We start from the raw sequence: 21038 nt of genomic DNA, 5'->3' as shown, positions 1-21038 counted from the left end.
TTCTCCCTTTCAGAGTGCCTGAGCCAGCGCCACCTTCGCGTCATGCCTCACCTTCCCGCACTCGCCCGACAGCTGTTGGCCTGCTACCGACCCTTGCATGCATAGAACCGACCCGCGCAGCCATATGTACCGCCTGGCAGGCGCATGAATAGCTTCGACTCTTGCCTCCATACAACGGAGTGCCAGCAGCATGAACCACCCCCCCACGCCCTACCATCAGGTCCAGATCACCCGCAGCCTGCCCGCCTGGGTCAGAACCCTGCATCCCGACCATACCCGGCGCATCGTGCAAACGGTGCGAAAAGACTACCTGGACGAAAACGGTTCGCCCTACAGCTGGTACGCCGCAGCAGCGCCCGAGCAGCAACAGCTTCTGAAGCAATTCATGGCCTATCGCGATACCCAGGTGAAGGCACTGCATGCCGCGCTCGGCAACTTCAAGGGAATCAGCGAATTCTGCAAGCCTTTGCTCGAGGCTCGGCTGAACCCGGCAACTGACGTGGAGAAAGCCCAATACGTTCATCAGCCCTTCGAGGTCATCAGCCCCTGGATCAACCCACCCGGGTTCGAGTTCTCCCAGCCGCCTGTACAGGAGCCCGAGCCCACCACGACTCGCCCGGTTGGCGCGGCGCAGAAGCGCACGCTGCTGGAGGCTGCACTGCACAACTTCGAAGGCCTCGACGAAGTCGGCCCCTATGATGCCTTGACGCAGAGCACGCATACCGACGAGGCCCTCCAGGACCTTGAGCCTGAAGGCTTCGTGCGCCTGTGCCGTAAGCTGGATCTCGGCCAGCGATATCAGGACCACCTTCACGCTGTTTACCAAGGCTCGAACCAGGCCGAGATCGCAAGGCTATGGATTCAAGCCAGCAGGCAGGCACTGAAGGTGCAGGTCTTGATCGCATCACTCAAGGGGCTCTTGTCGCGCCCTGGTCGCAATGCACTGGCCCAGTTGTGCAACAACGTGAGCTTTCCTCTCTACGGTGAAGCGCCACTGCGCTGCTGGCGCTTCAGCCTGTTCGGCATCCCGATTCATGACGTGCTTCTGATCGGGCCTGACCAGGCCGACGAGAACAACCCTTGCATCCTCTATATTCCCAACGATACCGAGCACCCGGTCAGGGAATATGCCTCCTTGCAAGCAGCGGGGGCACACTTTCGACAACGGTTGCTGCAAAGCAGTTTCCGTCAACAATTGATCGGCTTCGCTTACAAGCGCCAGCAGCCAGAACTCAGCCGCAGGCTGGAAAGCGCGCTGTTCACGGTTACAGACACGGGTACCCGCAAACCACGCGAAGACAGCAACATTCACTGGGCCAGAACGCTACTGGCGTCAGATCCCTGGCCAGTGCTGTACCAAAGCCACACCGAGCGCCTCAAGCAGGACGCCCGAACGATTGCCGTCCCCACTGCCGATGCCGATGCAAAGGCCCGCGCCGAGCAACTACAGCATTGGCTCGATGCAGGCATGAACGCGCTCAATGTGGCCGCATTCTTCATACCGGGGCTGGATGCAGTGATGCTGGCGGTATTTGCCTACGACATCATGGATTCCGTTTTCACCGGTTTCGCCGCCTGGGAGGACGGAGATACCCACGAAGCCTTGGGCCAACTGCAATCACTGGCGATCAATGTCGCCGTGCTTGCCGGATTCGCCGTCGGAGCCAAGGCGTTGAAGGCCTCCGGGTTCGTCGATGCCCTGGAGAGCGTCTGGCATGGTGACAGGCAGGTACTCTGGCATGCCGACATGCGCGACTACGCCAGTACCAAGAAGCTGCCCGAGCAACTACAACCCGACCCTCAAGGGCTCTACCGTACTCCGAGCGGCACCTACCTGCGCCTGGAGGGCCGCCTTCACGAAGTGTTCGAAGACAGCCAAGGCCAATGGCGAGTCCGCCACCCTGGGGCAGTGAACGCCTACTCGCCACGGTTGCACCACAATGGCCGAGGTGGCTGGCGACTGGCTCATGAACAACCCCTGCACTGGGACGATAGCCAACTGATGCGGCGACTCGCCCTCAACGACAGCCTGGACGATGCCGAACTGGATGCCGCCAGGCGCAGCAGTGGCATCGACGCGCGCATTCTGCGCCAGGTGCACCTGGGTAATGAACGTCCTCCTGCCCGGTTGGTGGACTTGATACAGCGACTGGCAATCGACGGCGAAACGCTCGATATCATCCGCCGGGTTCGTCAACATGAGCCTCTGGCGGCCTACAAGAACTTTGCCTTGCCTGAGCTCCTGCAGCTCAAGGGTTGGCCCGAAGATCACGTGCTCAAGGTGTACGAGGGCGCAGAGCCATTCGGCGCGCACACGCGCCTGGGTGGCGACTGGAGGCCCGGCCAGGTGGAGATCGAGATCACCCTGAGCGATCTGGAAAACGGTGAGCTTTGCCAAGTCATCGTCGATCAGCTGGACAGTGGCGTCGTGCGCGCCTTGATGGGTGATACTCCCGTACCCGAACAATCCTCGAAACTGGCCAACCTGCTCGGCGACCAGCTGCAAGGCAAGCACCAGGCTATTTCTGGCAGCCTTCACGCAAGCAGGCGCGCACCTCAATCCGTTCAAACGCAAACGCTGAGTCGGCAATTCCCAGGGTTGCCGGACGCAGTGTTGCAGGATCTTCTGGCAGCGACCAACCCGCAGGAGCAACAACACCTGGCGATGAAACGTGTGCCCCTGCGTATCGGCGAGCAGGCGCGAATAGAGCAGGCACGGGCGCGCCTGGATCGTGCCTTGCTGGGGCTCTATCGCAACAGCCTGAGCACCGCCGACAGCCTGACGCTGGAGGCCGCGTTACGGGCCGAGCACCCGGGCGCAAGCCGTGCGCAGCTGTTCGATATTGCTGTCAGTGACCGTGCCCGCGCCGCCATGCTGCTAGGCCAGCGACCGATCAAGCCTCGCTTCGTGCCCCCGTCGCATCTGGCAGATGGTGGTCTGGGTTACCCCCTGAGTGGCAGGGGCATGGGCATCGAGGAGGAGCGGCTACAACGCCTGTATCCAGCCCTTGACCCCATTCAGCGACGCAACATGCTGGATGACCTGCGCACGCATGGCAATGTCGGCGAGCAGATCACTGCGCTGGAAATGCAGCAGCAGATTCTGGCTGACCGCTTGCAGGCATGGGTGGCGCAAGCAACGCCTGAAGAGCAGCCGTCGCGCAACCAGCTGCGCAAAGTGCTCAATCGTGTGTGGTGCCGTGACTATGTCGACCGTTTTACCCTGGAGCACATGCACATCCCGGCCCTGCCTTCTCTTCCTGTGCGCATGGACCACATCATTCGCCTGGACATCGGTGCGATTGGCCTGGAGGAAATACCCGAGGACTTCCTGCGCAGTTTCCCTATGCTGCAACAGCTCAGCATTCGCCACAATGGGTTACTGCGGGCCAGCTCGCTGTTCAGGGCACTGCCTGACGCCCGTGAGCTGCGCGGCCTGAGCCTCATCGATTGCGGGATTACGGAGCTGACGTTCAACGAACGCGAAACACTTGCCTCGCTCCCGGCGCTGCGAGCCCTTGACTTGTATGACAACCCGTTACAGCGGCTGCCCGGCCTGGACCGTTTCACTCGGCTGGAGAGCCTCAACCTGAGTGACTGCCAGCTGCACGCCTGGCCAGACGGGCTGACGGCGCTGATGGAAAACCCCCACGCCGCACTGAGTAACCTGGACTTGAGCGGCAACGCTATCACCGAAGTGCCAGAGCTTCCCCGCGTGCTCGCAAGCCCCTTCGTACAGGCGCTAAACCGCGCCGACAACCCGACCCGCTGGCGTTTCCTGCGAAACCCGCTGACACCTGATCCCAGTGCGCAACTCGCCAGCCGGCAGGTGCAGGTCGAATTCAATCAGTGGTTGCTCGGTGCCAGCGACGCACGCCGCAATATCTGGGAGCAACTGTTCACTGGCGGTGCCCATCCTGAACTGCTGGACATCGTCGAAAGCTTGGCCGAAGTGCGCGCCATGGACATCGAAATTGACGTATGGCCGATGCTCGAACAGATCAGCGACATCCGCCAGAAAGCGGTCGCCTTGCAGCACCCTGATCTGCTTCCCCACCTCACCCAACGCCTGGAACGGGTCGCCCTCGAATTCGTTAACGCTGAAAGCAACGCCCTGGCCGATGCCTTGAGTACTCTGCAGGTGGAGGTGAGCATCCTCTCGGAGGTAGTTACGACACCGCCTCATCCGGGAAGGATGTTCAATACCATGCGCGGCTTGTATGCCCGCGAAAGCGTGAACGGATGTGCCCGCGTCATCCATCAGGGACGGGTAACCAGCCGGGCACAACTGCGGCAGGCCCTGGATCAGGATCCAAGCCTGAACGTTGCGCAACTGCAGTTGCCGTGGCTCGACCCACTGGACGACTTGCCACCCGACCAGGTTCTCGGTGACGATTCCGACCTTGAAGAAATACGCCTGAGGCTTCGTGAAGAGCTGGCCGGTCTTCTCGGTTTCCCCGAGCCTGGTCCTTTACAATGGTTCTACACAGAGGCCCCAATGTCAGGAGCCACGATCTACAACGTCGAGCAGCGGGTCTTCAGCCTGGAAGCGGATGCCATTGCGCGGCGCACCTGGATCGCCCAGCACCCCGACTGGCAAATTTATTTGCGCACCCACTTTGCCGAACGCTTCGAGGCCCTGAACGAGCGCTGGGTGGAAGTCATTACCTATCTGGAAGGCCTGCAACACGCAGCGGCAAGCGCAGACCACGGACTGCCCGGCGAAGTGCTCGCCGGGGTAATCGACCTGCTTGGCCAGGTGCTAGCCACCCCCCCCGTGGACGCCAACGGGCAGTTGCTGCCTGTGACGCTAAACGAGGGCCAGTACCTGGAGGCCAGCAACCTGATCCCCGCCAGGTTGCAGCAGGAGCAAGCGGCCTTGAACGAACAGCTGACCGCCGAGGCCGACCCGAACTGACCCCAGCCTACTGCCCGCGCAGGTCGTCGAAAAAGGCCTGACGCCCATCGACCTGCGCCGATGCGCGAGGTGCGCCCGCCACCTCGCCGTTGGCGCTCTCGACATGCCAGTAACAGTGCCTGACGGCCCGTGTCACCGCCACATAGGCCAGTCGCTGCACTTCTTCCTTCTGTGCCGTGTCGAACGGCTGCGCATCACCGGCCTTGCCCAGCCCGGCCTGGCGATACACCTGGTTCTTGTAGGGCGAGCTGGTCAGGTACTGGCAATCGCCGAGCATGAACACCGCATCGGCCTGCAGCCCTTTGGCGCTGTGGTAGGTCAGCTGGCGCAGGCGCCGTTGCTCGGCGGGCAACTGCGCTTCGGCGTGCAGAACGCCTTGCAGGTGCTCGTTCATCAGGGCTTTGTCGCTGCCCTTGCGGTACAGCATCATCACCGATTCACCACGCTGGTAATGCTCGATCAGAGTCTCGCCCAGCGCCGCCTCGTCACGGTCGAAGACCCGCACCGGGGATGCTGGCAGCTCGGCAGCCGGCCCACTGGCGCGGGCCTTCTTGCCGGTAATGGCCGGCGTCCCTTTGACCAGGTGCTCGGCAGCGTCGATGACCTGCTGCTGGCAGCGGTAGTTGTCGACCAGCATGACCCGGGTATTGGCCGGCGACGGGAAGGCCTTGGTGAACTCCATGAAGTACTTCGGCGAACTGCCGCGCCAGCCGTAGATCGACTGCCAGTCATCGCCGACGCACATGAGCGATGAATGCTGGGCATTGCGCCCGGTGTGCATGGCCGGGCCGCGGCGGCGGATTTCCGCGAGGCTGGCGCGCAGCCAGCTGACGATCTGCGGCGAGACGTCCTGGAACTCGTCGATCATCAGGTGCGCCAGTGGCCGCAGCAGCGGGTCTGGCAGCAGCTGCAGGTTCTCCGGGTTGTTCTCGCCGAACAGGGCGAACATGCGGTTGTAGCTCATCACCGGTGGCGACTGATCGAGCAGGTGCGCTTCCAGGGCTTTCCAGTACAGGGCCAACGCCTCGAAGAACAGCGCGTCAGTGTCACCGGACGGGAAGCTCATGGCTGCCACGGCCGGGTTCACCTCAAGGCCGAGGTTCTCGATGAAGTTGGCGGCGCCGACGAAAGCGTCGAGCAGCGGCGCCGGGGCCAGCTCGCCCTTGACCTTGTATTCGAAACCGGGCCCGGCCACGGCATCGCCGGCCAGCGACGCCGCCAAGCGCCGGGCCATGGCGTAATTGTCGAGCCAGATCAGCGGCTTGTCGCAGAAGGCCTGCAACAGGGTGCGCTTGACTGCCCATTCGGCACGCACCGCCAGCTTGGCGCCGGGGCGTTGGTACTGGGCGCTTTCCGCCGGATCGAAGCCCAGCACCACCCAGGCATCGAGGCCTTCCAGGCGCCCGTGCACATGGAAGCGGCTGCCACGGATCTGGACCGTTTCGCGGCAGGGCTCGATGCCCTTGATCGGCCAGGCGCCAGCGGCAAACCACAGGTCCTCGATCACGTCGCACAATTCTTCGTCACGCTGGGCGGCCAGCTGGGTGACCTGCACCCGCTTCTGCACATCCGGGTGATCCGGGTCCAGTGGTTTGAGTTGCAGAGCCTCACGGCGCAAGGTGGCGACGATCTCGGCGAAGCGTGGGCTGTCGCCGAGCAACTGGCTGTAGCACTGGTTGAGCTGTTGACGCTGGGCATCGTTCAGGCGCAGGTCGAACGGGTTGCTCTCGGCTTCTGCCTCACGGCCCGCCGGCATCTCGTTGCCCAGGGTCTCGAACGCCCGCACCTGGCTGAAGCCCGGCAGGCTGCGCACCAGCGGCAGGATCCGCGAATGGAAGGTGCGTACCAGCTCGCGGGCCTTGGCCGGTTGCAGGTCGAGCTGCCACAGGGCGAACACCTGCACCAGGCGCTTGATGAAGTCCTTGCGCGACTCGCGGGTGAAGGTGACCACGGTCATCGCGTCCAGCTCGTAGCCCAGGTAGTGACGCAGCAGCAAAATACGCAGCACCAGCGAGGTCGACTTGCCCGCCCCGGCGCCGGCCACCACGCAGGTGGACGGTGTGTCGCTGAAGATCAGCTTCCACTGTGCTGCGCTGGGCTGGGCCTCGGCGGGCAGGCGCAGGGCAACGTCGGCCTTGAAGCGCTTTTTCAGTTCGGCGCTCAACGGCAGGCGCCATTCGTCGAACAGGTTGTCGTCCTGCCTGGGCACGGCGGCCGTGTCAGGGCGTGCATCGCGGATCACCAGCACCTGGAGCCCGGCCTCGTAACCAAGAGACCAGGAGTCGCGGTGTTGCGCCTGCAGGCGGTTCAAGCCACGGCCTAGCAGGCGGGCGGCCAGGCGGCGCAACCAAGGTAACTGGGCGGGCGGGGTCAGTTCGGCGGGGGCCTGGGGTTGCTCGTGGGCCACGGTCACTCCGTTGAAAATCAGATCAGCAGGCCATGTTCGCCGCATCCGCCGAAAATCGCCAGCGAATGCTTGCAGATCAGTGGATTAGGCGATGAATCGCATAATCCACATCGCCACTATCGATCTAATTACATGATGATAATTAGCCGATATTTACGCTTATTTTCGATCTATTTTTCGCGCATCATGGCTCCATTCCACTGAATCAAGGAGCACGACCATGCTGCAACTGCGACCGTTCGAAGGCCTCGGCCACGCCAACCACGGCTGGCTCGACGCCCACCACCACTTCTCGTTTGCCGAATACTACGACCCGGCGCGCATGCACTGGGGCAACCTGCGGGTCTGGAACGACGACCTGATTGCCGCAGGCAGCGGTTTCCCGCCGCACCCGCACCGCGACATGGAAATCATCACCTATGTGCGTGAAGGCGCCATTACCCACCAGGACAGCCTGGGCAACAAGGGCCGCACCGAAGCTGGTGACGTGCAGGTGATGAGTGCCGGTAGCGGCATCGTGCACAGCGAGTACAACCTGGAAGAGGTCGATACCCGCATCTTCCAGATCTGGATCGTGCCGGAGAAGGTTGGCGATGCACCGTCGTGGGGAACCCGCCCGTTCCCTAAGGGTGAGCGCGGCGAAGGCTTCGTGACCCTCGCCAGTGGCCGTGCCGGTGATGAGGACAGCCTGCAAATCCGCACCGATGCACGGCTGGTGGCTGCGACGCTGCGGGCAGGCGAAACCGCCGAATACCGCTTCGATGCCGGGCGCCGGGGTTACCTGGTGCCAGCCAAGGGGCTGGTGGAGGTCAATGGATTGCGTGCCAAGGGCCGGGATGGCGTGGCGATCGAGGAAGAAGAAGTGCTGCGGGTGACTGCGATCGAAGACAGCGAGATTGTTCTGGTCGATGTTGCATAAGTGAAAGGGGGCTGCAGCGCAGCCCCACTCAGTTCAATCAGGCAATCGCCGCATCCACCAGCACCTGCGCCTCTTCCACCAGGCGCTTGAGGTGCGCCTCGTCGACAAAGCTCTCGGCGTAGATCTTGTAGATGTCTTCCGTCCCCGAAGGCCGCGCGGCAAACCAGCCATTGGCCGTCATCACCTTCAAGCCACCAATCGCCTGGTCATTGCCCGGCGCCTTGCTGAGGATCTGCACGATCGGCTCACCGGCCAGCTCGGTGGACTTCACCTGCTCCGGTGCCAGCTTGCTCAGGGCTGCTTTCTGCCGGGCATCGGCCTTGGCCTCGACGCGGGTGGCAAACGGCTTGCCCAGCGCCGCAGTCAGGTCGTTATAGGCCTGACTCGGGTTGCGCCCGGTGCGGGCGGTCATCTCGGCCGCCAGCAGCGCCGGGATCAGGCCATCCTTGTCGGTGGCCCAGACCGTGCCGTCCTTGCGCAGGAACGAGGCACCGGCACTCTCTTCACCGCCGAAACCGAGCGATCCGTCGAACAGGCCCTGGGCAAAGAACTTGAAGCCCACCGGCACTTCGTACAGCTCACGGCCCAGGCGCTCGGTGACGCGGTCGATCAGGCCGCTGGATACCACGGTCTTGCCCACTGCGGCGTCGCTGCGCCATTGCGGACGGTGGCGGTACAGGTAGTCGATGGCCACGGCCAGGTAGTTGTTCGGCTGCAGCAGGCCATCGGCGGTGACGATGCCATGGCGGTCATGGTCCGGGTCACAGGCGAAGGCCACGTCGAAGCGATCGCGCAGGCCGATCAGGCCTTGCATGGCGTAAGGCGAGGATGGGTCCATGCGGATCTGCCCGTCCCAGTCCACGCACATGAAGCGGAAGGTCGGGTCGACCTCGGTGTTCACCACTTCCAGATTCAGCTGGTAGCGCTCGGCGATCGCCGACCAGTAGCGCACCCCTGCCCCGCCCAGCGGATCGACGCCCAGGCGCAGGTTGGCGCCACGAATGACGTCGAAGTCGATGACGTTTTCCAGGTCGGCCACGTAATTGGCCACATAGTCATGGCGCTGGGTGGTGGCAGCTTGCAACGCCTGGGCATGCGCCATGCGCTTGACCCCGGCAAGGCCCGCGGTCAGCAGTTCGTTGGCCTTGGCCTCGATCCACTTGGTCACATCGCTGTCGGCCGGGCCGCCGTTGGGCGGGTTGTATTTGAAACCACCGCTCTGTGGCGGGTTGTGCGACGGGGTGATGACGATGCCATCGGCCAGGCCCTGGCTGCGGCCACGGTTGTAGCAGAGGATGGCATGGGACACCGCAGGCGTCGGGGTATATTCGTCGTCCTTGGACAGCATCACCTGCACGCCATTGGCGGCCAGCACCTCCAGCGCGCTGGCTGCGGCCGGCGCGGACAGCGCGTGGGTGTCGGCGCCGATGAACAGCGGGCCGTCGATGCCTTTTTCCTGGCGGTACAGGCAGATGGCCTGGGTGATCGCCAGCACATGGTGCTCGTTGAAGCTCAGGTCAAACGAGCTGCCCCGGTGCCCCGAGGTGCCGAAGGCCACGCGCTGAGCCGCCACGGCGGCGTCGGGGCGGCCGGTGTAGTAGACGGTGAGCAGGCGGGGAATATCGACCAGCACGCTGGCCGGAGCCGGCTTGCCTGCCAAAGGACTGAGCGTCATGCAAAAACCTCGAGTTCAACGGATGTTGGTGTTGGAACACGCAGTGTACTGGGAGTTGCATGACCGTGCGATGGGGCCGCCAAGGATTATTTAACGGCCACCTGCCACCACGCGGGAAACATCTGCTGCACCCGTGATTCGGCGAAACGTTCGTCGATCAGCACCAGCACGCCGCGGTCCTGGTCGCCACGAATGACCCGCCCGGCGGCCTGGATGACCTTGCGCACGCCGGGGTACAGGTAGGCGTAGTCGAAACCGGCGCCAAACTGCCGGCCCAGGCGCTGCTTGAACTGTTCGTTGACCGGGTTGACCTGGGGCAGGCCGAGGGTAGCGACAAATGCGCCGATCAGCCGTGTCCCAGGTAAGTCGACCCCTTCGCCGAACGCCCCGCCGAGCACGGCAAAGCCCACCCCCTGCCCGTCCGCCACGAAGCGGTCGAGAAAGGCCTGGCGTGCGCCTTCGTCCATGCCCGGCGCCTGGGCCCAGAGCGGGATGCCAGGATGACGCTCGGCGAGCCGGCTGGCCACCTGCTGCAGGTACTCGAAACTGCTGAAGAACGCCAGGTAGTTGCCTGGCTGACGCTGGTACTGGTCGGCAATCAGCTCGGTGATCGGCGCCAGTGAAGCCTGGCGTTGGTGATAGCGGGTCGAGACCTGGCTGGCGATGCGCACCTCGAGCTGCTCGGCCTGGAACGGTGCCGCCACCTCCAGCCAGGCGGTATCGGCCGGCATGCCGAGCAGGTCGGTATAGAAATGCCGTGGGCTCAGGGTGGCGGAAAACAGCGTCACACTGCGCGCTGCCTGCATGCGCGGGGCAAGCAGCCGGGCCGGGGTGACATTGCGCAGGCACAAGCTGGCCAGGCGCCTTCTGCGCGGGCCTTCGCGCAGGCTGACGTCGAACAGGAAATGCTCGTCGAACAGTTCGGCCACGCGGCTGAATTGCAGCGCCTGGTAGAAGAACTGCAGCACCTGGGCATCGACCTCGGCGGGCGTTTCGTTCATGCGCTCCTGGATCAGCCCGATGCACTGCTGCAGAGCACGCAGGAAGGCCTCCGGCAGCTGCTCGCTGGCCTGATACGGCGCGTGCTGCTCCTTGTACAGCGCGTTCCACTGCCGATTCAGCCGGTCCAGGGCACTGCCGAGCCCTTGCGGCTTGCTCTGGCGCAAGGCCAGCAACTGACCCTGGTCGAGGCTGGCGCTGTACATGCCGCGGCCGCGCTCGACCAGGTTATGCGCCTCGTCCACCAGCACCGCAACCCGCCACTGGTTGAGCTGGGTCAGGCTGAACAGCATGGCGTGGGCGTCGAAGTAGTAGTTGTAATCGGCCACCAGCACGTCCACCCAGCGGGCCATTTCCTGGCCGAGGTAGTACGGGCACACCTGATGCGCCAAGGCCACCTCGCGCAGCCCGGCGCGATCAAGCACGGGCCGCAGGGCCGCCGCCTCGCGCGCGGCGGGCAGGCGGTCGTAGAAGCCTTGGGCCAGCGGGCAGGACTCGCCATGGCAGGCTTTGTCCGGGTATTCGCAGGCCTTGTCCCGGGCGATCAGCTCAAGCGTGCGCAAGGCCGGCTGCGGCGTGCCCGTGCTGATCTGGCCCAACGCGTCCAGTGCCAGCGCCCGGCCCGGCGTCTTGGCCGTGAGGAAAAACACCTTGTCCAGTTGCTGCGGGACCATGGCCTTGAGCAGCGGGAACAAGGTGCCGAGGGTCTTGCCAATGCCGGTGCTGGCCTGGGCCATCAGGCAGCGCCCGGTGCTGACCGCCTTGTACAAGGTTTCGGCCAGTTGCCGCTGGCCCTGGCGAAACTGCGGGTAGGGAAAGCCCAGGGCCTGCAAGCCCTGGTCGCGCTCGGCAAGGCGCTGTTGCTGGGCCTGGGCCCAGGCGAGAAAGCGTTGGCACTGGGTTTCGAAGAAGCCCTGCAAGGCATCGGCGCGGTAGTGCTCGCTGATCAGGGTCTGGCTGTCGTTGTCGACATCCAGGTAGACCAACGTCACCTCGATGGCCGGCAACTGCCGCGCCTGGCACAGCAGCCAGGCATAGACCTTGGCCTGGGCCCAATGCAGCTGGCGGTGATTGGCCGGCTGCCGCGCCAGGTCGCCGCGGTAGGTCTTGATTTCTTCCAGGCGGTTGGCGGCCGGGTCATAACCATCAGCGCGCCCACGCACCTGCAAGCCCTGGTACTCGCCCTCGAGGGCGACTTCCGCCTCATAGCCTGCGGCGCGCCGGGCAACCACGCGACGGTGCCCTTCGATACCTTCCTGCGCCGTGGGTGACGGGGTAAAGCGCAGGTCCAGGTCACCGACCTTGGCACTGAATTCGCACAACGCCCGTACCGCCACGCGATAGCTCACGCTGACGCACTCCAGCGCACATGGCAGACCGCCACCGGCAAGCCATGCTCGGCGCAGAATTCCAGCCAGCGCAGCTGATTGTCCTGCAGGCGGTCACCCGGCCCCTTGACCTCGACCATCCGATAGCGCTGCTGCTCCGGCCAGAACTGGATCAGGTCCGGCATGCCGGCACGGTTGTTGCGGATGTCCTGCAGCAGGCGCAGGAAGCACTGTTTCAAGTGCGCGGCGGGCAGGCACGCCAGCGCCTGATCGAGCAACGCTTCGCTGATCATGGGCCAGAACACGAACGGCGATTGCAGGCCTTGCTTGGCCGCGTAGCAGTCGAGGATGGCCTGGCGATGGGAGCCATCGTCCAGGCGGCCCAGGCAGGCCGCGAACTGAGCCCCGCGCCGTTGCTGGAAATCGCTGTCATGCAAGTCCTGGGGCGCGGCCTGGAACGGGTTGAAAAAGGCACCTGGAACCGGTGCGAAGATCGCTTCCCAGCACAGCAGCCCGAACAGGCTGTTGAAGAGGGTGTTTTCCACGTAATGCGCCTCACCTCCCGCTTGCGCCAGGTATTGACGCACGGCCTCCTCGACCCCCAGCGCAGCCTGCTCGCGCGGCAACTCCAGTTCGATCAGCTCCAGGGGCGCCGCGCGTCGGCGGGGCTGTGCGGGCCCGCCGAGCTTGCGTGCCAAGCGCGGCAACATGCGCTCCAGGGCCTGGACTTCCAGGGCGTTGGCCGGTGCGGCCGCCAGCGCCCGGGCCAATGCGTGGGCCTGCGGCCAACGCTCGCTGCGCTCGAACACGCGAACCTGACGAATACGCGCTTGCGCATGGCTGCTACGGGCATACACCGCCAAGGCCTGGTCCCAGTCACCCAGGCGCTCGCACTGCTGCCCCACGGCGAACAGCAGCCGCCCATGGCGCCGCGCCAGCCAGGGGTTATCGATACTCAGGCCGGCCAGTGTCGCCAGGATCGATGCAGGGGCCTCACCCAGTTCCAGACGCTCGGCACACTCGTGCAGCGCCATGGCCTGGTCGACCTCGCTGCGTTGCTGCAGGGCACGTGAGTCGGAGCTGAACGGAACCTGCTCGAAACGCAGCAGGCCCAGGTCAGCCAGCACGAAGTCCGACCAGTCCTGGTACAGGTTGCCGAAAAACAACAGGCGCATGCGGTCGCACAGCGGCTGCAGGCACCATTGCACAATACCTACCGGGGCCTGGGCGAACCACTCACGCAAGGGCCTGGGCGCCAGCGCCAGCGGCCGCAGTTGCTCCATCAAATCGCCCTTGGCCGCGCGCGGACGGCTCAACTGCCCAGCAAACCCGAGAGCGAGTTCATCCTTGCGCAGCAGCGCGAACAGCTGCTCAAGGCTCAGGGCCTCGGGCTCGCGCACCCACCCCAATGCCAACAGCGGCTGCAGGGCAGCCATGCTGTCACCGATTTCGGCATAGTCCAGGCGGTCACGGCGAAACAGCTCACCCTTGCGCATCACCATGCGCACCATCAGCGCCTGGGCCGGCTGCGCCAACTCGGCAAAGGCACGGAGAAAGGCCAGCTCCTGCTCGTCGAGCAGGTCGGCGTAACGAGACTCGACCCACAGCAGCACCTGGCGGAAGTTGTGCAGGTAATACAGCGGGTCATCGACGGAGTGGGCGATCACAAGACGGGGTCGGGCAGCAAGAGTGAGCACTGTTTATACATACAGACCCTGTACCCAGGCAAGCATCAGGGTTCAATCCGCCGACCTACCGACGAATGGTGCCGAACGCCAGCGCCTCTGCCAAGCTGTCCAGCGCCTCGACCAGTGCCTTGGGCTGCTCGCCCAGCCACATCAGCGCCAGATGCTGCCGGTAATGCCCGTGCAAACTGAATTGCTCACCCCCCAGCACCTGCAAAGCCGAACCCGCTGTCGCCACCATGGCGTGTGTGCCCGCCAGCGACAGTGACAGACGCACCCACAAGGCGCACCCGCCATCGGGCATGTCGAAGTCCACCTGCCGGCCCAGGGCCGAACGCACGTGCTGGCCAAGTTGCTCCATGCGCCCTTGCAGCGCTGGGCGTATCCGGCCTAGCTCCTCATCGATTTCGCCGGTCGCGATCATCTGCGCCAGCGCCTGCTGGCGCATCGGCGCCAACTGGAAGGCGCGCTGGGCAAACGCTTCCGGCAAGGCCGGGTGGCTCCCCAGCACGTAGGCATAAGGTGCTTCGCCCCCCACTGTGGACTCCAGCGAGCCCAGTACCAGCAGCCAGCGCGGGTCAACGCAATCGCGCAACCGCCTGGTTGGCATGGCGAAACACAACTCGCTGTCCAGATCGTTCTCCAGCAACCAGACCGGATGCAGTGCCAGCAGATCACCGAGTTGCTGCTGAACCTGCTGGGGCATCAGGCGCCCCACAGGCATACCCAGGCACGACGGCATGATCACCATGCGCACCGGCTCACATCCCAGCAACCTCGACAGACTGCCGATGTCCAGGCTGCCGCAGCTATCCAGCGGCACTTCGATGACCCGCATGTCGCAGCGTTGCAGCACGCGCAAGATACGCCAGCAGCACGGCGAAGCGACCAGCACGGTAGCGCCGCGCAGCGCCAGCGCCAGCAGCAGTGTTTCCAGCACGGCCTGCACATCCGGGCCCAGGTGCACATCTTCCGGCCGCCAGAACTGACGGGAGGACCGCGTGTAGCGCTCTGCCAGGGCATCACACAAACGTGGCCCGCCCAGCGCGCGCGATGGCCGCCCACGCAGCCGCCCCAGGCGCCGCTCATGGGCGCACAGTGCGCGCTCCAGCACGGCTTGCGACGGCAGCGCATGGGCCGCATCGGCCCGGCCTGCCTGGATACCGGCCTGGGCGAAGTAGCCGGACTTGGGCACCGAGCGCACACGCCCTTCGTGTTCGAGCAGGTTGTAGGCGGCCTGCACCGTGGCCAACGAAACACGCAGGCGTCTGGACAAGGCTCTCAACGAGGGCAAGCGTGGCTGCCCGCCCCGCTCCGCCTCGTCGATCAACGCAACCAGGTAGCGGTACACCACCTGATAGGCGAACTCACGCCCCATCAGGGTGACGCCTTGCGCGCCGACGTGCACGGGGCAGCCTTGCGCTCCAGCAAGCGCAGTTGCACATCCCGTCGCGCCAAATTGGCCAGCAAGTGACGCATGCCAGGCCCCAGCCGCCCCTTGTAGACCATGCGCAGTTGCGCAAGCGTCAGGCCGCTGGTGTTCACGATCCAGTCCTTGACCGCGTCAGGGCAGCTCTTGCCTTGCAGGGCGCGATGCAGGTAAGGCAATGCGACCAGCATGTCGGCATGCCGGGATTGCAGAAAATGCTCGAGCCCCGCCCCCTGGTCGGCAAACGGCCGGTACAGCATGCAGGCAAGCTGCGTCTGTTCGAGGCCGTATGCCTTGGCCAGGCGAGCCTGCTGTGGCTGCATTTCAGCGTTCGGGCTGACCAGGCGCAATGCCTGCCTGACTGCTACAGGCGCCTTGCAGCGAGCGGCCAGTTCATGCAACTGCGCCAGCGCCAGTGGGTCGACAAACGCCGACAGCGGCGTGGCGTGTCGCGCCGGCTCGGAACGCCCTCCCAGCACCTGGTCCAGTTCGCCCTCACCGAGCAGTTGCGCAAGCAGATCGTCGATCACGATGACCCGCAGCGGCAATGCCCTCGACTGTGCACTGCATGGCGTGGCAAGCGCCCCGCCCGGAAAGCCGACGGCGACATGCAGCTGGCCCAGGCAGTTGGCCATGTTTTCAACACATTGATGCAGCGCGTCCGGGCCTGCCAAACCTGCCTGGCGCAGGCTGCGCCGGGCCCAGGCCGCAAAGCGCCGGCGCTGGCCGGCAGGCACGGCGGTGACCAGCGCATCGGCGCTCGGGTAGGCGGCCAGCGCCAGGCGAATGGCATCGGCCAGCTCCAGGTGCGTGCGACTGCCCAGCAGTGCATCCGGGCGTGCATCGACGAGGTGGCCGAACAGGAGCAAGGCTTCACGTGCCAACGGCCAACCCCGAGCCGTGGCGTCGGCCCGACTGCAGAAAGGCACCACAGCGGCCCCGTCGACCATTTCCAGTTGCACACGCGGGTCGTCATGCATGAACAAGGTGTTGAAGTGGCGTTCGTGCTGCTCCAGTTGCGCGCCGCCGGCTGCCGGCAAACAACTCACCAATACCCGGAGCTTGAACGTTACCGGGGCCCGCAAGGCGATGCTCAGCTGGGCTGCACGCAAGACCGCCAACAGCCGGGCACTGCGGCGATCGGCGCCCTGCACCACCAGCAACCTGAAAGTACCGATATATTCCGGCCCACCGGCGGCCACCAGCAAACGCTGGATCAACAGTTGCAGCGAAACACGTTGCGCCTTGGTCATATGGCTCAACAGGCGCTCCAGCACCTGTTGGTAGATAAAGTGCATAGCCTGGTCGTGAACATTACTCACGGCGTCACCTCACAACTTCATTCGCCGCACAAACGGACCACCTGTGAATGAGTGCAACGAATTTAAATTTAAGAACTTTCCTACAAAAAAACAGGAAACTTTTAAGTTGCGAGAATCTGTCGCCATGCCATTGAAAAATATGGGCTCTTCTCCACCGCACGCTCCTTGCGCCAAGTATCATTGCGCCATTATCGAGCCTTGAAAATGGATTAAAAGATACAGATCCCGACTAAAAAACCATTCAGAAATCGAGATCCACACAATGTTCGGACAACAGGAAAAGCCATAGAGAAAAATAACGCCTAATGATATGTGCCAAGATTTACTGGCAACATCCAATTACAAAGCCCACAACTTCAGCCTATCCAAGATAGCCAGCCAGAATGCAAAAAACCGGGCATCAGCCCGGTTTTTCGTTGCCAAACATGCTGTCAGCTCGATGCCATGTCCAGCACCACCCGCCCACCACAGGGGCATTCGTCCATGTAGCGATGGGCCTCGACCACTTCAGAGAACGGATACACCTTGATGATCTGCGGCGTCAGCAACTGATCGGCGGTGAACTGGTTGATATCACGCAAGGCCCTTTGCAGCGCCACCTGGTCCTGGCTGATGCCCAGTTCCGGCTTGCCGGTGAAGTTGCCGATGCAGTGCACGTAGAACTGGATGTTCTTCTGGAACGCCGCACAAGCCGGGAATGGCGTCTGGTTGCCCCCCTGCAGCCCGTACAGTACCAGGCTGCCCCGCGGCGCCAGCACATCGCCGAGCAGCGACATCTGCGGCCCGCCCATGCCATCGAGGACCATGTCCACGCCACGGCCATCGGTGTACTTGCCAACCTGCATGAGCAGGTCCTGCTCTTCGGTGACGATCACCTTGTCGGCACCCAGGCCCAGCAGGTATTCACGCTGCTCGGGCTCCTTGGTGGCGGCGAACACCTTGAGGCCGAGCGCCTTGCCCAGTTGCACGAAGGCAGGCCCGGCACAATGGCTGGCATCGGTGACCAGGGCGGTCTGCCCGGCCTTGGCGCGTGCCAGGTCGACGTAGGCGAAATAGGCGATCAGCAGCGGCGTGTAGTGCACGCTGGCCTCGATCGGCGTGAGCAGGTCCGGGTAGCGGGTGATGGCGGTGCGCGGCAGGACGATTACGTCGCCATACACCGGGTGATCGTTGGCACTGGTGGCCGGGAAACTGGCGACCCGGTCGCCCACCGCGATGTCATCGACGCCCTCGCCGACCGCCGTCACCACACCGGCCATCTCGTGGCCGATCCCTGCGGGCAGACGGGCCTGGGATGGCGCCAGGTTCTGCCGCCAGAGCACGTCATACCAGCTCACGCCGATCGCCTCGACGCGGATCTGCACCTCGCCAACGGCAGGTGACGGTTCGGCCTGCTCCTCGCATTGGAGCACATCGGCAGCGCCGAACTTGTGGAAACGGATCATGCGGGACATCGCATACCTCGCCTGTGTGAATCTCGTATTACCACGGACTTTATCCGGGCTTATGCCGTTAGACCATCAGTGGCTATTAATAGTCGACATGCCTGTCATCGATTGGGCACCTGACTTTCCTGTGCATTGGCCCCCGGAAATCCGTGCAGGGTAACAGCCTTTGGCCTTAAGATTCACCCCTGCTCCACTTCAGGCGAAGCGCACCGATGAATCGAAACGACCTGCGTCGCGTAGACCTCAACCTGTTGATCGTGTTCGAAACCCTCATGCATGAGCGTAGCGTGACCCGTGCCGCCGAGAAGCTGTTCCTCGGCCAGCCGGCGATCAGCGCGGCCCTGTCACGCCTGCGCAACCTGTTCGACGACCCGCTGTTCGTGCGTACCGGCCGCAGCATGGAGCCGTCGGCACGCGCACATGAAATCTTTGCCTTGCTGTCGCCGGCACTGGATTCGATCTCCACCGCCGTCAGCCGCGCCGCCGAATTCGACCCGGCGACCAGCAACGCGGTGTTTCGCATCGGCCTGTCGGACGACGCCGAGTTCGCCCTGCTGCCGCAGCTGCTCAAGCGCATCCGCGCCGAAGCCCCCGGCATCGTTCTGGTGGTGCGCCGGGTCAACTACCTGCTGATGCCGACCCTGCTGGCCTCGGGTGAGATTTCCGTGGGCGTCAGCTACACCAGCGAACTGCCGGCCAACGCCAAGCGCAAGATACTGCGGCGCAGCAAGCCCAAGCTGCTGCGCGCCGACAGCGTGCCGGGCAGCATCACCCTCGACGACTTCTGCGCGCGGCCGCATGCGCTGGTGTCGTTTGCCGGTGACCTTTCCGGCTTCATCGATGAAGCGCTGGAAGAGATTGGCCGCAAGCGCCATGTGGTGCTGGCCGTGCCGCAGTTCAATGGTTTGGGGAGCTTGCTGGCAGGCACCGATATCGTCGCGACGGTGCCGGACTACACGGCCGATGCCTTGACGGCAGCCGGAGGGCTGCGCGCTGAAGACCTGCCAATGGAAGTGCGCACGTTCGAGCTGCACATGGCCTGGCGCGGGGCGCAGGACAATGACCCGGCGGAGCGCTGGTTGCGGTCAAGGATACAAATGTTCTTCGGCGACCCCGATAGTCTTTAGGTTTTGTCGGACTGGCTGTTTAGCTGATCAATTCTGGCGTTTCATAGGCCATGGGAACCGATCCACGTCCAATGGATTGCTACATTGGGGTCATATCTGAGGGCATGCTTTGGATGGTTTGAAAAAGATACCCCAGCCTAACAATTCAAGCCTGAACCGCTGCGCTCCGACTGCCTATCCAAGTGGGCGTGGAATGCGTGTCCAGATGATCGTGAGCTGGGTGTCCAAGTGCCGTGGAATCCGCCCCTTGCTGATGATGTCATTTGCTACCATATCGCTGAAAGACCGCAATTTGTTTTGTACAGAGTCATTCTGTAGAAAAATAAGCGGGAAAAACTTCGCTATATTGAACCGGTGCAACGACAAAAAACACTGTGATGCTTCGCCGCCAGGCTGGTAATAAGTGATCACCACTGGCTCCGCCACACTTAATCCTGGGCCTATTTACCTGCGCCAGGAATCACACGATAGTTAAGCCAGCGCCAGTCAAACCATCACTTATCGTTTTGCCAGTTGCAGTAAGCGACGCCGATCTTCCGCTAGAATTCTCTGTACATTATCCAAGCTTCTTTGATCCGCTCGTTTCTTAAAGGCTTCTTCCTGCAAGCTTTCAGAAAAAGCCACCATCCGCTTGTGCCCGATCAACCCCGCCAGCCAGCCGGTCAACTCATTATTAAAGAATGGGTATGCACGATGTGAACCGAGATGAACCGCCACTGCGCGCAACTCAGTCAGACAAATGACATCCGCGAGATCCTGATCAAAGGTGATCAATCGATCCAGGCAGAAATCTACACCCTTTAAGTCTTTAGGATTTGACAGCGACTCCATGATTCTGAGCATGTACAAATCCCAGGCGCAGTTATTGATGATCCGAAGAGGATCTTCCTTGTCCAAGACCGAATTCAATTTCTTCGAAAGCGTCGTTTTTTTTGTGTGAAAGAGGATATCGGCGCAAACAATCAGTTCGCGTAGCATGAAGATTTGCAACTCATCGTGCATGAAGTTAAGCAACGCCTCCATCTTCGCTTCCGGTGATGCCTTGACGCTGCTTTCTAAAATCTTGGCCCGCAAAATCATGCACTCCGCAGCAGCGGCTTGCTGAGCCAAGGCGACGCCCAAACCGCCCTCCAAGCTACGCGAAAATCCTTCAATCCAATCCTCGGCGAATGCCTCGGCTTGTTCTTGGTAAAGGCTGCGATATCGCTCTCCCCAACCATCACTCAGTGGGGCATTATCAAGCGACAGTGCGTGCACTGCGGCAATCGTTTCTTTGCAGAACTGGCGGGTTTCAGGCGACCATTTTTTCTGCGCCTCACACAGATAGATGTAAGAATTCAATCTTACAAGGTCATCTACGGAAAACGTCCGATGCAGATCAGCACGCACTGCATCGAGTTCAGGAGAAATGCGCTCTGCATATGACAGTTTTCGAATGTAACTGGCCGCATTCGAATCCAAATAAAGCGAGCCGCCCAATGTGTATTTCACTTGTGTCTTGGACAAGACAAAGGCTTTGTCCAGAATCCAGACGGAGTTGCCGCGCAACATGGTCGAAACAAACCCTTTCTTGGAGAACTGCTTCCGCACCAAGCTAAACGGCCCACCCGACTCAGCTGCCGCATACATGATGCGCCAGTCGCCGAGCAGTTCGATTTCCTCCCGAAAGCGCGCCAACGCATCCTCTGGGTTATTTGCAGAACACACGTAATGCAATGCCCGCTGGACTTCATACTCAGTGTATTCCTTCACCATCAACCCACTCCTCCCTAGAGTTCCCA

The 21038-nt window shown here is 62.8% G+C and carries 11 protein-coding genes; 3 read left to right on the top strand and 8 right to left on the bottom strand.

The genetic code is table 11. From position 1 onward, the window contains the following. Positions 1–190: 190 nt before the first annotated feature. On the top strand, positions 191–4918 hold the full coding sequence (locus ACIPZ8_RS22930; RefSeq protein ID WP_400727933.1) for a dermonecrotic toxin domain-containing protein: 4728 nt from the start codon (positions 191–193) through the stop codon (positions 4916–4918). 7 nt (positions 4919–4925) lie between these two features. Here the strand turns inward: ACIPZ8_RS22930 and ACIPZ8_RS22925 are convergent, their stop codons facing one another. Continuing rightward, positions 4926–7370 carry a UvrD-helicase domain-containing protein gene (locus ACIPZ8_RS22925; protein ID WP_400727930.1) on the bottom strand — a complete coding sequence of 815 codons (2445 nt, stop codon included), beginning with the start codon at positions 7368–7370 and terminating at the stop codon, positions 4926–4928. A 175-nt stretch (positions 7371–7545) separates the two neighbouring features. Between ACIPZ8_RS22925 and ACIPZ8_RS22920 the strand changes: the two genes are divergently transcribed. Further along, the gene (locus ACIPZ8_RS22920; RefSeq protein WP_294332330.1) at positions 7546–8244 is read left to right on the top strand and encodes a pirin family protein; all 699 of its coding nucleotides are present in this window, start codon (positions 7546–7548) and stop codon (positions 8242–8244) included. Positions 8245–8281: 37 nt separating this feature from the next. On the opposite strand, the gene pgm is transcribed toward ACIPZ8_RS22920, so the two are convergent. The 6 genes from pgm to ACIPZ8_RS22890 form a co-directional block, all read right to left on the bottom strand. Then, complete coding sequence (gene pgm / locus ACIPZ8_RS22915) at positions 8282–9919, bottom strand: phosphoglucomutase (alpha-D-glucose-1,6-bisphosphate-dependent) (protein WP_400727927.1); 1638 nt, start codon at positions 9917–9919, stop codon at positions 8282–8284. A gap of 86 nt (positions 9920–10005) precedes the next feature. Beyond that, positions 10006–12267 carry an ATP-dependent DNA helicase gene (locus ACIPZ8_RS22910; RefSeq protein WP_400727926.1) on the bottom strand — a complete coding sequence of 754 codons (2262 nt, stop codon included), beginning with the start codon at positions 12265–12267 and terminating at the stop codon, positions 10006–10008. Then, positions 12264–13913: a VRR-NUC domain-containing protein gene (locus ACIPZ8_RS22905; protein ID WP_400727924.1), complete on the bottom strand. Its 1650-nt coding sequence runs from the start codon at positions 13911–13913 to the stop codon at positions 12264–12266. The genes ACIPZ8_RS22910 and ACIPZ8_RS22905 overlap by 4 nt, the downstream gene beginning before the upstream one ends. A gap of 85 nt (positions 13914–13998) precedes the next feature. Continuing rightward, the gene (locus ACIPZ8_RS22900; protein ID WP_400728118.1) at positions 13999–15309 is read right to left on the bottom strand and encodes a GntR family transcriptional regulator; all 1311 of its coding nucleotides are present in this window, start codon (positions 15307–15309) and stop codon (positions 13999–14001) included. Then, positions 15309–16682: a hypothetical protein gene (locus tag ACIPZ8_RS22895; protein ID WP_400727922.1), complete on the bottom strand. Its 1374-nt coding sequence runs from the start codon at positions 16680–16682 to the stop codon at positions 15309–15311. Before ACIPZ8_RS22895 ends, ACIPZ8_RS22900 begins: the two co-directional genes overlap by 1 nt. 431 nt (positions 16683–17113) lie before the next feature. Beyond that, positions 17114–18136 carry a zinc-dependent alcohol dehydrogenase family protein gene (locus ACIPZ8_RS22890; RefSeq protein ID WP_400727919.1) on the bottom strand — a complete coding sequence of 341 codons (1023 nt, stop codon included), beginning with the start codon at positions 18134–18136 and terminating at the stop codon, positions 17114–17116. A gap of 206 nt (positions 18137–18342) precedes the next feature. Between ACIPZ8_RS22890 and ACIPZ8_RS22885 the strand changes: the two genes are divergently transcribed. After that, the gene (locus tag ACIPZ8_RS22885) at positions 18343–19257 is read left to right on the top strand and encodes a LysR family transcriptional regulator (RefSeq protein WP_110634855.1); all 915 of its coding nucleotides are present in this window, start codon (positions 18343–18345) and stop codon (positions 19255–19257) included. Between the two features lie 498 nt (positions 19258–19755). On the opposite strand, the gene ACIPZ8_RS22880 is transcribed toward ACIPZ8_RS22885, so the two are convergent. After that, positions 19756–21012, bottom strand: a complete 1257-nt coding sequence (locus ACIPZ8_RS22880) for a hypothetical protein (RefSeq protein WP_400727916.1) — start codon at positions 21010–21012, stop codon at positions 19756–19758. Between the last annotated feature and the right edge of the window lie 26 nt (positions 21013–21038).

Source organism: Pseudomonas sp. NPDC089422 (assembly GCF_044749405.1).
Classification (GTDB): domain Bacteria; phylum Pseudomonadota; class Gammaproteobacteria; order Pseudomonadales; family Pseudomonadaceae; genus Aquipseudomonas.
Note: the sequence above shows the minus strand (reverse complement) of the source record. Positions and strands in the feature narration are given on the sequence as shown.